At 41.6% G+C, this 13,202-nt stretch carries 9 protein-coding genes; all 9 read left to right on the top strand.

Annotated elements, in window-relative coordinates; all coding sequences use genetic code 11:
* The first annotated feature begins 12 nt into the window (after positions 1–12).
* The 9 genes from ACH9UM_RS05105 (at position 13) to ACH9UM_RS05065 (ending at position 13,192) form a co-directional block, all read left to right on the top strand.
* Positions 13–2,571: a DNA translocase FtsK gene (locus ACH9UM_RS05105; protein ID WP_004847801.1), complete on the top strand. Its 2,559-nt coding sequence runs from the start codon at positions 13–15 to the stop codon at positions 2,569–2,571.
* A 10-nt stretch (positions 2,572–2,581) separates the two neighbouring features.
* On the top strand, positions 2,582–4,252 hold the full coding sequence (locus ACH9UM_RS05100) for a formate--tetrahydrofolate ligase (RefSeq protein ID WP_004847802.1): 1,671 nt from the start codon (positions 2,582–2,584) through the stop codon (positions 4,250–4,252).
* 11 nt (positions 4,253–4,263) lie between these two features.
* A complete protein-coding gene (gene folD / locus ACH9UM_RS05095) occupies positions 4,264–5,118 on the top strand; it encodes a bifunctional methylenetetrahydrofolate dehydrogenase/methenyltetrahydrofolate cyclohydrolase FolD (RefSeq protein WP_004847804.1) in 855 nt (284 codons plus the stop codon).
* Positions 5,115–6,383, top strand: a complete 1,269-nt coding sequence (locus tag ACH9UM_RS05090; protein WP_004847805.1) for a chitobiase/beta-hexosaminidase C-terminal domain-containing protein — start codon at positions 5,115–5,117, stop codon at positions 6,381–6,383. Before folD ends, ACH9UM_RS05090 begins: the two co-directional genes overlap by 4 nt.
* A 147-nt stretch (positions 6,384–6,530) precedes the next feature.
* Positions 6,531–7,712, top strand: a complete 1,182-nt coding sequence (locus ACH9UM_RS05085; protein ID WP_400092159.1) for an iron-containing alcohol dehydrogenase — start codon at positions 6,531–6,533, stop codon at positions 7,710–7,712.
* A 239-nt stretch (positions 7,713–7,951) separates the two neighbouring features.
* On the top strand, positions 7,952–8,839 hold the full coding sequence (locus tag ACH9UM_RS05080) for a sulfide/dihydroorotate dehydrogenase-like FAD/NAD-binding protein (RefSeq protein WP_004847807.1): 888 nt from the start codon (positions 7,952–7,954) through the stop codon (positions 8,837–8,839).
* Positions 8,839–10,233 (top strand): NADPH-dependent glutamate synthase, encoded by a 1,395-nt coding sequence (gene gltA, locus ACH9UM_RS05075; protein WP_004847808.1) that lies wholly within the window; start codon positions 8,839–8,841, stop codon positions 10,231–10,233. The genes ACH9UM_RS05080 and gltA overlap by 1 nt, the downstream gene beginning before the upstream one ends.
* Before the next feature lie 130 nt (positions 10,234–10,363).
* The gene (locus tag ACH9UM_RS05070) at positions 10,364–11,077 is read left to right on the top strand and encodes a DNA alkylation repair protein (RefSeq protein ID WP_004847810.1); all 714 of its coding nucleotides are present in this window, start codon (positions 10,364–10,366) and stop codon (positions 11,075–11,077) included.
* A gap of 36 nt (positions 11,078–11,113) precedes the next feature.
* The gene (locus tag ACH9UM_RS05065) at positions 11,114–13,192 is read left to right on the top strand and encodes a UvrD-helicase domain-containing protein (RefSeq protein WP_004847811.1); all 2,079 of its coding nucleotides are present in this window, start codon (positions 11,114–11,116) and stop codon (positions 13,190–13,192) included.
* Positions 13,193–13,202: the final 10 nt, after the last annotated feature.

Below are 13,202 nucleotides of genomic sequence, written 5' to 3'. Positions count from 1 at the left end.
AGGGGGAATTATATGGCTTCCAAGACTACAAAAGGAAGAAAAAATACAAGATCAAAGAAAAAGACGAGAACGAAAGCGAAAAGCAGCAATGCAAAAAATACAGAACTTGCGGGGGAAATTACGATACTTGTTATATTGACAGTGTGCATTCTGCTTGTTTTGAGTAATTTTGGTATTGGCGGAATTGCGGGGGAGGCAGTTTCTTCTGTACTATTTGGTTTGTTTGGATATATGGCATATGTATTGCCGTTTCTTGTTTTTGCGGCCGCCGCTTTTTTTATTTCAAACAGAGGAAATACACATGCTTATATAAAAATCGCGGCAGGAGTATTTTTGTTCTTATTTTTGACGGCAATACTGGAATTGATATTTAATTCTTATACGCCGGGAACAAAACTGATTTCATACTATACTGCTGCCAGTGAGCATCATAATGCCGGAGGTTTGACCGGAGGCTGTATGATTAGTATGCTCTGCCCTTTGATCGGGAAGATAGGAACATATGTTGTCTTAGTTGTTTTATCGGTGATATGCATCATATTGATTACAGAAAAATCATTGTTAGCTCCGATCGGCCGAAAAAGTAAAAGAGCATATGAGGATGTGCGAAGGAAACGTCAGGAGACGGCAGTTTTAAGAGCAAAGCAAAAGGAAGAGTCAAAAACACTGTCTGAGAGTCGGAAATCGGGACAATCTTTGAAAAAAGAAGAAAACGAGCCGGAGAAAAGGATCGATCATAAAGTGTCCGGTGTTTCATTTGCAACGACTCTTATGTCTGAAGCAGAAATACCGAAAAAAGGCAGAAGGAAGAATAAATCGCCGGATGTGTGCGAATTGATACCTGATAACGAAGCATTTGTCATTAATCGTGAAGAACCTTTTATGGAAGCAGAACCTATTCGGCAAGAGGGGAAAGAACAGCAGTATGAGGCTTTGCAGCAGACAGATACATTCACGCCTTTAGAAGAAAAGGCAGAAGAGGATCTTCAGAATCAGAAAAATACGTCAGGAAGAAAAAACAAAAAAGAAGATTCCCAAGCAGTGGCAAGGGAAACTCAGAACGTGGCCGATGCGGTGAGAATAGAAGAGCAGAAGGAACATCCTGTTTATCATACACCTCCGATCAGTCTTCTGAAAAAAGGAAGGAAAGCCGGTGGAGATTCAGATGCGCATCTTAGAGCTACGGCGCTTAAGTTAGAGCAGACATTACGCAATTTCGGAGTTGGCGTACATGTGACGAATGCAAGTTGTGGACCGTCCGTTACAAGATATGAACTGCAGCCGGAGCAAGGGGTGAAAGTAAGTAAGATTGTCGGTCTTTCAGATGACATTAAATTAAATCTTGCAGTGGCGGATCTTCGTATCGAAGCTCCGATTCCGGGAAAAGCGGCAGTGGGAATTGAAGTGCCGAACAGTGAGAATACAGCGGTTATGCTTCGTGATCTTTTGGAATCAAAAGAATTTCAGGCAAGCGCTTCTCCCATTTCGTTTGCGGTCGGAAAAGATATTGCGGGAAAAGTAGTCGTTTCGGATATTGCGAAGATGCCGCACCTTCTTGTGGCAGGAGCAACCGGATCGGGAAAATCAGTTTGTATCAATACGTTGATCATGAGTATTATCTACAAAGCGGATCCGGAAGAAGTCAAACTGATCTTAGTCGATCCGAAAGTTGTGGAGTTGAGCGTATATAACGGGATTCCGCATCTGATGATCCCTGTTGTAACAGATCCGAAAAAAGCGGCAGGTGCTTTGAACTGGGCTGTAGCAGAGATGGAGAAGCGTTATAAACTGTTTGCTGATTATAACGTGCGTGATCTGAAGGGATTTAATGAAAAGATAGAACAAGGTCAGACAGGAGAGGATATTCAGAAAAAGCTTCCTCAGATCGTAATTATTATTGATGAGCTGGCAGACCTTATGATGGTTGCTCCGGGAGAGGTAGAAGGTGCTATTTGTCGTCTTGCACAGCTTGCGCGGGCGGCAGGACTGCATTTGATCCTTGCGACACAAAGACCATCTGTCAATGTCATTACCGGTCTTATTAAAGCAAATATGCCCTCTCGTATTGCATTTTCGGTTTCGTCAGGTGTTGACTCAAGAACAATTATAGATATGAATGGCGCGGAAAAACTGCTCGGTAAAGGGGATATGCTTTTTTATCCGTCAGGATATCCGAAACCCGTTCGTGTGCAAGGTTCATTCGTATCAGATAAAGAAGTTCAAAATGTAGTCGATTATCTGATCAATCACAGTGAAAGAGTTTCTTATAATAATGAACTGGAAGAGCATATGGTCACTAATATTGTGTCATCGGGAAATGGAATGCAGGCAGGTGAAAACGGTGATGACCGTGATACATATTTTATAGAGGCCGGAAAGCTTATTATAGAAAAAGAAAAAGCATCTATCGGAATGCTTCAGAGAATGTTTAAAATCGGGTTTAACCGGGCGGCAAGGATTATGGATCAGCTTGCCCAAGCCGGAGTTGTAGGTCCTGAAGAAGGAACAAAACCGAGAAAAGTATTAATGACAAAGGAAGAGTTTGAAAACTATTTACAAAAGGGAAATTAGGAGGTAGAAAATGAAGACAGATATTCAGATCGCACAGGAAGCAAAAATGGAACACATCAAGGATGTGGCGGCACGGGCAGGAATTGAGGAGAACGAGCTGGAGTTTTACGGAAAGTATAAAGCAAAACTTTCAGATGAGTTATGGGAGAAGATTAAAGATCGTGAAGACGGAAAGCTTGTTCTTGTGACAGCCATTAATCCAACTCCGGCAGGCGAAGGCAAGACGACAACATCTGTCGGTTTAGGTCAGGCAATGGCGAAATTGAATAAAAATGCGATTATTGCACTTCGAGAACCATCTTTAGGACCTTGTTTCGGAATCAAAGGCGGAGCGGCAGGCGGCGGCTATTCGCAGGTTGTGCCGATGGAAGATCTGAATCTTCATTTTACGGGAGATTTTCATGCAATCACGTCGGCAAATAACTTGCTTGCGGCGATGCTTGACAATCACATTCAGCAGGGAAATGAACTTCAGATCGACCCGAGACAGGTTGTATGGAAACGCTGTCTGGATATGAATGATCGTGTGCTGAGAAACATTGTTGTAGGACTTGGAAATAAGATGGATGGAATGGTGCGGGAAGATCATTTTGTTATTACAGTTGCGTCTGAAATTATGGCGATTCTTTGCCTTGCAGATGATCTTGCGGATTTAAGAGCTCGCCTGGGCAGAATCATTGTAGCGTATAATTTTGCGGGAGAGCCGGTGACAGCAGATGACCTGCATGCAACAGGGGCGATGACCGCTTTGTTGAAAGATGCGGTGAAACCAAACCTTATTCAGACACTTGAACATACACCTGCGCTTGTACATGGCGGACCGTTTGCAAATATCGCGCATGGATGCAACAGTGTGCGCGCAACAAAGATGGCGCTGAAATTAAGTGATATTACGATTACAGAAGCGGGATTCGGAGCAGATCTCGGAGCAGAGAAATTCTTCGATATCAAATGTCGTATGGCAGATGTCAAACCGGATGCAGTTGTTTTGGTTGCAACTGTACGAGCTTTGAAGTATAATGGTGGGGTTGCGAAAGCAGATTTAGCGGAAGAAAATCTGGATGCACTCGCAAAAGGAATTGTAAATCTTGAAAAACATATCGAAAATATACAAAAATATAAGGTTCCTGTTATTGTAACGTTAAATTCTTTTGTTACAGATACAGATGCGGAAAATGAATTTATCCGCAGGTTCTGCGAAGAAAGAGGCTGTGAATTTGCTTTGTCCGAAGTATGGGAAAAAGGTGGAGAAGGCGGTATTGCACTTGCCGAAAAAGTATTGGATACATTGGAAAACAAAAAATCAGACTTTGAACTTCTTTACGAAGATTCCCTTTCTTTAGAAGAAAAGATCGAGAAAATCGCCAAAGAAATTTACGGAGCAGACGGTGTCGTATATGAGCCGGCAGCAAAAAAACAGATTGCAAAGATCGAATCATTGGGATTCGGAAGTTTTCCGGTATGTATGGCAAAGAATCAGTACTCTTTGTCTGATGATGCAAAAAAACTCGGAAGACCGCACGGCTTTGACATCCACATCCGCGAAGTATATGTAAGTGCCGGAGCAGGATTTGTAGTTGCGCTGACAGGTGCGGTTATGACGATGCCGGGACTGCCGAAAGTTCCGGCTGCAAACGGAATCGATGTTACGGAAGACGGAACGATAACAGGCTTGTTTTAAAGGAGAAATAAATGCCATACATTATTGATGGAAAAGCAATCTCAAAACAGATTAAAGATGAGTTGCGCGACGAAGTAGAAAAATTAACAGAGGCAGGCATAAATGCCTGCCTTGCAGTGATACAGGTGGGAAATGACCCTGCTTCAACTGTATATGTGAATAATAAAAAGAAAGCATGCGCGTATGTCGGGATCAATTCCCGGTCATATGAACTGCCGGAGGATACATCGGAACAAACATTGTTGGATCTTGTACAGAAATTGAATGAAGATCCGGAAGTAAACGGCATTCTTGTGCAGCTTCCGCTGCCGAAACAGATCGATGAGGACAAGGTTATCCGTACAATTTCTCCGGATAAAGATGTGGATGGCTTTCATCCGGTAAGTGTGGGAAGACTCTGGATCGGAGAGAAAGGTTTTTTGTCATGTACTCCTGCAGGAGTGATCCAACTTTTGAAACGATCGGGAATTGAGATTGAAGGAAAAGAATGTGTGATCATCGGCAGAAGCAATATTGTAGGAAAGCCGATGGCGGCTCTTTTGCTCAGAGAAAATGCAACTGTAACAGTTGCCCATTCAAAAACAAAAGATTTGAAGAGTATTGCCAAAAGGGCGGATATCTTGATTGTAGCGATCGGTAAAGCAAAATTTATTACAAAAGATTATATAAAAGAAGGAGCTGTTGTCATCGATGTAGGAATGCATAGAGATGAACAGAATCATCTCTGCGGAGATGTGGACTGTGAAGATGTATCTTCGGTCGTTTCGGCAATCACTCCGGTGCCGGGCGGCGTCGGACCGATGACGATCGCCATGTTGATGAATAATTGTGTGGAAACAATACGCGGTCGGGAGGAAAGAGCATGAAATGCGTGCATTGCGGAGCAAATATTCCTGATGATCAAATGATCTGCCCCGTATGTGGAGCCGAAGTACAGATTGTTCCCGATTATAACCCGCTGGATGATGTACTTGCAAGAGAAGTAAGAGGGTCGGTTGAAGGAGCAACACGACAGATACGGACAGATGATATCAGAAGATACAGAAGAGAAGATCTGACAAAAAATATTAATTCTACCCGTGTTTTAAGCGAGGACGAGATGGAGCGTATTCGCTCAAACCGGAGAAAAAGTACAAATAATACTGAAAGAAATTCGGCAGAACTGCGCCGACAACGTCAAGCCCGGCAGCAAAAACGTCTGGAAGCGGCGAAAAGAAAGAGGAGAAGGCTTTTGCTTACACTGGCGGCAGTTGTTATATTGATCGGATTTGGTATTTATGTGGCATATCAGAATTCTTATACAGGAATGCTGAAAAAAGGGTACCGTGCAGTTAATGAGAAAGAATATATGGCGGCAGAAAAATATTTCGATCGTGCGATCATAAAAGATAAGTCAAGACCGGATGCATATGTAGGTCTTGCGGAAATTTATCTGGATCAAAATGATACAGACGGTGCGGAAGATGTTTATTTGAGCGCGATTGAAACACAGCCCACAAACGAAAAATTGTATCAGGCAGCAATCGATTTTTATATGGAGACAAAACAGCCTGAAAAGGTGGCATCTCTTCTTGAAGACTGTGAAGATGATAACGTATTGGCTTCGGTGTCCGAATATGTTTGTGAAGCTCCTGAATTTAAACCCGAAGAGGGAACATACAAAGAGGTTCAGGAGATTACGATCAGTTCGGATACGGAAGGTGAAATCTATTATACGACGGACGGAACAGATCCGACTGCGAAGACAGGGAAAAAATATAAAGAACCTATCTTACTGGAAAAAGAAGGAACAACGGAGATTCGCGCTATTGTTGTAAATATGAAAGGGATTCCGAGCGGAGTGATATCTCAGACATATACGATTGAATTTCCCATTGCAGATGCCCCTGCGGTGACACCGTCTACCGGCCGATATACAGATCCTCAGAAGATTACGATCACAGTACCTGACGGATATACTGCTTATTATACGACAGACGGATCTGAACCGACAGCTTCATCGGAAAAATATACAGGACCGATCGATATGCCGGCGAATACAACGACTACATTTAACGCTGTTCTCATCAATAACCGAAATGGAAAAGCGACGGAAGTGACAACGCGAAGCTACATTACAACAGCAGAATAGAGTATGTGAAAAACAACCGTGATATTATGTGAAAGTTACATATGTTTTATGCAATTTTTACAAATTCAGGGTTGTTTTTTTGAATTAAAAGAGTTATAATATTTATGTTAAGAAAATAACAATATTCAAATAAAGGAGATGTCGGAAATGAGCAGATTTTGTTTACCAAGAGACATTTATCATGGAAAAGGATGTCTTGAAGAGTTGAAAAACCTGAAAGGAAAAAAAGCAATCCTCGTAGTAGGCGGAGGATCTATGAAACGTCAGGGATTTCTTGACAGAGCAGTTGGATATTTAAAAGAAGCGGGAATGGAAGTGCAGTTGTTTGAAGGCGTAGAACCGGATCCGTCAGTTGAGACAGTTATGAAAGGCGCAGAAGCCATGAGAGCATTTGAGCCGGACTGGATTGTATCTATGGGTGGAGGCTCACCGATTGATGCGGCAAAGGCAATGTGGGCATTTTATGAGTACCCGGATACAACATTTGAAGAATTATGTACACCGTTTAACTTTCCGGAGCTGAGACAGAAAGCAAAATTCTGTGCAATTCCGTCTACATCGGGAACAGCGACTGAAGTTACGGCGTTTTCTGTCATTACAAACTATCAGACAGGCGTAAAATATCCGTTGGCTGACTTTAATATCACTCCGGATGTTGCGATTGTCGATCCGGATCTTGTCGCAGGTCTTCCGGTAAAACAGGTTGCATATACAGGTATGGATGCGCTGACACATGCGATTGAAGCATATGTTTCCACATTAAACGGACCGTTTACAGATCCATTGGCGCTGCAGGCGATCGAGATGGTATTGGATTATCTTCCGGCATCATATAACTGCAATATGGATGCAAGAGAACAGATGCATTACGCACAGTGTCTGGCAGGAATGGCATTTTCAAACGCACTTCTTGGAATCGTACATTCTATGGCACATAAGACAGGCGCAGCTTTCTCCACAGGTCATATTCCGCATGGATGTGCAAATGCGATTTATCTTCCGTATGTTATCCAGTACAATGCAAAAGATTCTGTAGCGGCAAAACGTTATGCAGAGATCGCGCGTAGAATGGGACTGGAAGGAAATTCCGAAAAGGCTCTTATTAACAGCCTTGTAGCTAAAATCGATGAATTCAACGCAAAACTGAACATACCGAAAACATTGAAAGATTTCGGTATCAATGAAGAAGAATTCAAAGAGAAGATTGCTAAGATTTCCGAGCTTGCGGTAGGAGATGCATGTACAGGATCTAACCCGAGAGCGATCGACCCGGCAGCTATGGAGAAACTGTTCACATGTACATATTACGGAACAGAAATTGACTTCTAAAATTTAACACAAAAATACACTGGTAATTGATAAACAATAAAGTGATATCAACCTTTTAAATAGTGATTTTACACAAAAACGGTTGGCAGGTGTGAACTGTAAAGTCGCTGTCTTGATAGAAGTATCGTGACAGCGGCTTTTTGTAATGGAGTCTTTTGGCACTTACGGAGATTTGAACTTGCCATAGAGTGGATTTTGGCGTATTATAGTTAAGAGTGAAATTTTCAAGGAGGAAGACCATGTATAAGATAATGAAAGCAGAAAAACTGGCAGACAAGATCTTTTTGATGGATGTGCACGCGCCGCGTGTTGCGAGTCATTGTGAGCCGGGTCAGTTTGTGATTGTAAAGATGGATGAGAAAGGCGAGCGTATTCCTCTGACTATCTGTGACTACGACAGAGAAGCGGGGACTATCACGATCGTCGTTCAGGAAGTGGGCGCTTCTACGACAAAGATGGGAACTTTGAAAGAGGGAGATTATTTCCGTGATTTTACAGGACCGCTTGGGTGCGCTTCTGAGTTTGTTCATGAAGATCTCGAAACTTTAAAAAATAAAAAAATGCTGTTTGTAGCAGGCGGTGTCGGAGCGGCTCCGGTGTATCCGCAGGTGAAATGGCTCAAAGAGCATGGTATAGAAGCTGATGTGATTGTCGGTGCTAAGACAAAAGATATGTTGATTCTGGAAGATGAGATGAAAGCAGTTGCGGGAAATTATTACCCGTGTACGGACGACGGTACGTACGGACATGCCGGAATGGTTACGACAATGATCGAAAAACTTGTAAATGAAGGCAAAAAGTATGATGTCTGTGTTGCCATCGGACCGATGATCATGATGAAATTTGTCTGTATTTTGACGAAAAAACTTGAACTTCCTACAATCGTCAGCATGAATCCGATCATGGTAGACGGAACGGGAATGTGCGGAGCATGCCGTCTTCAGGTTGGAGATGAAATCAAATTTGCATGTGTAGACGGACCGGAGTTTGACGGACATCTTGTAGATTTTGATCAGGCGATGAAGAGAAGCCAGATGTATAAAACTGCAGAAGGGCGCGCCTTACTGAAGCTTCAGGAAGGTGATACCCATCATGGAGGATGCGGACATTGCGGAGGTGACGAGTAATGGCAGATGTATTGAAAAAAGTTCCTGTCAGAGAACAGGATGCAAAAGTACGAGCAACAAATTTTGAAGAAGTTTGTCTTGGTTATAATATGGAAGAGGCGATGGAAGAAGCTTCCAGATGTTTGAACTGTAAGAATGCAAAGTGTATTCAGGGCTGTCCGGTTTCTATTGATATTCCTGCATTTATTCAGGAAGTGAAAGAAGGAAACATCGAAGAAGCATATAAAGTGATCGGAAAATCAAGTGCGCTTCCGGCAATTTGCGGACGAGTATGTCCACAGGAATCGCAGTGTGAAGGAAAGTGTATCCGCGGAATTAAAGGTGAGCCGGTTTCAATCGGAAAACTTGAAAGATTTGTTGCGGATTATGCGTTGGATCATGATATTAAACCTGTCGGTGCAGAAGAGAAGAACGGACACAAAGTTGCTGTAATCGGTTCCGGGCCGTCGGGTCTTACATGTGCGGGAGATCTTGCAAAGCTTGGATATGATGTGACTGTATTTGAGGCGCTTCATGAGCTCGGCGGAGTGCTTGTATACGGAATTCCGGAGTTCCGTCTGCCAAAACAGAAGATTGTTGCGAAAGAGATAGAGAAAGTAAAAGAACTTGGCGTAAAATTTGAGACAAATGTTGTGATCGGAAAATCCACAACGATCGATCAGCTTATGGAAGAGGAAGGATTTGAAGCGGTCTTTATTGGGTCCGGAGCAGGACTTCCGATGTTTATGGGAATTCCGGGTGAGAATGCAAACGAAGTATTCTCTGCAAATGAATACCTTACGAGAAGTAATCTGATGAAAGCATTTGATGATTCTTACGATACACCTATTGCTGCCGGCAAGAAAGTTGCTGTAGTAGGCGGAGGAAATGTAGCGATGGATGCTGCAAGAACAGCACTTCGTCTTGGCGCAGAAGTACATATTGTGTACAGAAGAAGCGAAGCGGAACTTCCGGCGAGAGTTGAGGAAGTTCACCATGCAAAGGAAGAAGGCGTAATTTTTGATCTTTTGACAAATCCGAAAAAGATTAATGTAGATGATAACGGAAATATTACAAGTATGACAGTTGTAAAGATGGAACTTGGAGAACCGGACGCTTCCGGAAGAAGAAGACCTGTAGAGATTGAAGGCTCAGAGTACGATATTGAAGTCGATACTGTAATCATGTCTTTAGGAACTTCACCGAATCCGTTAATTTCATCTACGACAAAAGGTTTGGATGTAAACCGCAGAAAGTGTATCGTTGCCGATGAGGAAAACGGACAGACATCAAAAGAAGGTGTGTTTGCAGGCGGCGATGCTGTTACAGGTGCCGCTACGGTTATACTTGCAATGGGAGCAGGAAAGGCCGGAGCAAAAGGAATTGATGAGTATTTGAAAAATAAAGAAAAGTAAAAAGCAATAAAAAGCAATAAAAAGGGGCTCTCTTTCCGGGTTTGGAGAGGGAGCTTTCTTAATACTTTTTAAATGAATGGAAAAGTAAGCAAAAAAGACTTTGCATTTAGTCGGCATTTTGGAGAATCACATGATAGCAGAAGAGAAAAAAATCTGGAAGATAAGGGAACAATTAGAAGATCTTACAGAAGAAAATTATAAACAATTTAATGAGAAACTCCTTCCCGGAGTAAAACATATCATAGGAGTGCGCCTTCCGGCTTTAAGAAAAATTGCGAAGGAAACTGCAAAAAGCAATTACAGCGAATATTTGAATGAGGCAGGGACAATGCTTGGAGAGGCTTCATATCACGAAGAGTTTATGGTATGGGGGCTTGTTATCGCTTATATAAAAGCGGATAGAAGTGAAGTGGAAAGGCATTTGGATGAGTTTGTTCCTAAAATCAATAACTGGGCAGTGTGCGACAGCTGTGTGACAAGTTATAAATTTATGCAGAAAGAATCAGATTTTTGGTTTGACTATGTGAAAAAATATGCAGAAAGTAAGAACGAGTTTGAACTTCGTTTTATGATTGTTTCACTTATGTCTCATTTTCTGGATAAGGAACATATTGATGAAATACTCACTATTTGCGGAAAGATAGATCATGACGGATATTATGTGAAAATGGGAAATGCATGGGCGCTTTCGGTATGTTACGTAAAATTTCCGGAAAAGACAAGGGCTTTTCTTGAGAAGGATACGTTGGATGATTTTACACATAATAAAGCAATACAAAAAATCAGAGAATCTTACAGAGTCAGTAAGGAAGAAAAAGAACAACTGACTTGTTTGAAACGCTGAAAATAAAATCAAAGAAAAGACAGACTGGAGAATCAGATGGAAGCAGATAACAGGCAGTTTGACGGAAAACTTTTTCTGAAAGATGTGAATAGAAAGCTAAACGACCGGTTGGCAGAAATTCAAAAAGATCTTAATCAGGGATTAAAAGAAATTGAAAATATGCATGAATATTACTGGGAAAATTATACGGAAATGGATCAGTACGGATATGAGGACTATGACAATCAGCAGGCGCTCTTACAGCAGGTAAATGCAAACAGAGATAAGTCAAAGTTGATGAAAAGACTTGAAAAAATGATTGATTCTCCGTTTTTCGGAAGGGTAGATTTCCTGTTTGAAGCAGAAGAAGAGGAAGAACCGTTTTATATCGGTATCGGAAATTTCGGAGAGCGTGCGGGAATGACGCCTCTTATTTATGACTGGAGGGCTCCTGTGAGCAGTCTGTTTTATGACTTTGATAAAGGTGAGGCATTTTACGAAGCGCCATCAGGAGTGATCAAAGGAGAGGTTGTTTCAAAATGGCAGTATAAAATACGCGGCGGCAAGATGATATATGGGTTTGAAAGCGATGTTAAGATTGACGATGAGATCTTAAAGCATGAGCTTGGAAACAACGGAGATGTCAAACTGAAAAATATTGTTCGAACGATTCAGAAAGAACAAAATGCAATCATCCGAAATACGAAGGATAAAATTCTTGTCATACAAGGCGCAGCGGGAAGCGGAAAGACTTCGATCGCCCTTCACCGGATCGCTTACTTGCTTTATCACGACAGGAAAAATTTAAAATCATCGAATATATTGATTCTTTCACCAAACAGTGTGTTTGCAGATTATATTTCTCATATTCTTCCGGAACTTGGCGAGGAAAATATAAAAGAAATGAGTTTTGATCTCTTCGCTTATAAAGAACTTCAGGACACGGCGGCAGACTGTGAGGATAGATATGATCAGTTAGAACGTATGATGAAGTTTGATGATCGAAGAGCGCAGGAACGTTTTGAGTGGAAACAGTCGGCGGGATTTGTAGGCGAGGCAGAAGGTTTTTTCGCGGTACTTGAAGATGAGCTGATGGAATTTCGAGAGGTGGAGTTCAGGGGGATGCGTTTTTCGGAAGAAGAAATCATTCATTTGTTTTACGATAAGTTTTATCAGATACCGCTTCTGAAAAGAATGGATGCGGTTATGGAATATTTTATTGATTCTTATGAGACGTTAAAAGGCAGAAATATTGAAGAGGAAGACAGAGAATTTCTTCAGAGAAAGTTTGACAAAATGTATGTAACGAAAGATATTTATGCTATTTACAATAAACTGCTTGCGGTATGCGGGCAGGAACAAATGGCAGAACTGCCTTATGAACGAAGGAAAATCCAATACGAAGATGTATTTCCGATGCTGTATGTAAAATACAGACTGACAGGAAAGAATGAGCATAAAAATATTAAGCATCTTGTAATTGATGAGATGCAGGACTACTCTTATTTGCAGTATCTTATCTTGAAGGAACTGTTTGACTGTAAAATGACAATACTCGGAGATCGTGCCCAGACTTTGGGAAAAGAACAACAGGATGTTTTAAAATTCCTTCCTAAAGTATTTGGGAAAAATATAAGAACCGTTATTCTGAATAAGAGTTACCGCAATACGAGAGAAATCGCAGATTATGCCGGTAAGATCGCGAATGTGAAAGATATTGAATTTTTGGACAGACATGGGAAAGATGTGGCAGAAAGAAAATTCAAAACTGACGAGGAAATGTTTGAGGCTGTCAGAGCAAATTTAAAGCTTGAAAAAGAAGAAAAAACTGATCATACAGATGATGTCGTGAATGAAGAAGTATATGAGACGGCTGCTGTCATAGCCATGACCGAAGAAGAAGCATCAGATATTTACAGACTTTTGGAAAATCGCGGAATATCTGCTTTTTATGTAGACAGGGATACGTCGGTATTTCATAAAGGTTTGACTGTGACAACATATTATCTGGCGAAAGGACTTGAATTTGATCAAGTTTTTGTCGTAAAAAGTAAAAAAGAAAATCCGTTTGAAAAACAGGCATTGTATATCAGTGCGACACGGGCTCTTCACGAATTGTATGTGTACGAAGAATAAGAAGAAAAAA

Origin of the sequence: Mediterraneibacter torques (assembly GCF_044591705.1) — a bacterium.
Taxonomy (GTDB): Bacteria; Bacillota; Clostridia; order Lachnospirales; family Lachnospiraceae; genus Mediterraneibacter; species Mediterraneibacter torques.
The sequence above is the reverse complement of the archived record's forward strand: the minus strand, read 5'-3'. Positions and strand labels throughout refer to the sequence as shown.

What these genes read in the sequence shown, in the direction of transcription:
- ACH9UM_RS05080 (WP_004847807.1), top strand. Translation starts at nt 7,952, where the DNA reads ATGTATAAGATAATGAAAGCAGAAAAACTGGCAGACAAGATCTTTTTG.
- gltA (WP_004847808.1), top strand. Translation starts at nt 8,839, where the DNA reads ATGGCAGATGTATTGAAAAAAGTTCCTGTCAGAGAACAGGATGCAAAA.
- ACH9UM_RS05065 (WP_004847811.1), top strand. Translation starts at nt 11,114, where the DNA reads ATGGAAGCAGATAACAGGCAGTTTGACGGAAAACTTTTTCTGAAAGAT.
- ACH9UM_RS05085 (WP_400092159.1), top strand. Translation starts at nt 6,531, where the DNA reads ATGAGCAGATTTTGTTTACCAAGAGACATTTATCATGGAAAAGGATGT.
- folD (WP_004847804.1), top strand. Translation starts at nt 4,264, where the DNA reads ATGCCATACATTATTGATGGAAAAGCAATCTCAAAACAGATTAAAGAT.
- ACH9UM_RS05105 (WP_004847801.1), top strand. Translation starts at nt 13, where the DNA reads ATGGCTTCCAAGACTACAAAAGGAAGAAAAAATACAAGATCAAAGAAA.
- ACH9UM_RS05090 (WP_004847805.1), top strand. Translation starts at nt 5,115, where the DNA reads ATGAAATGCGTGCATTGCGGAGCAAATATTCCTGATGATCAAATGATC.
- ACH9UM_RS05070 (WP_004847810.1), top strand. Translation starts at nt 10,364, where the DNA reads ATGATAGCAGAAGAGAAAAAAATCTGGAAGATAAGGGAACAATTAGAA.
- ACH9UM_RS05100 (WP_004847802.1), top strand. Translation starts at nt 2,582, where the DNA reads ATGAAGACAGATATTCAGATCGCACAGGAAGCAAAAATGGAACACATC.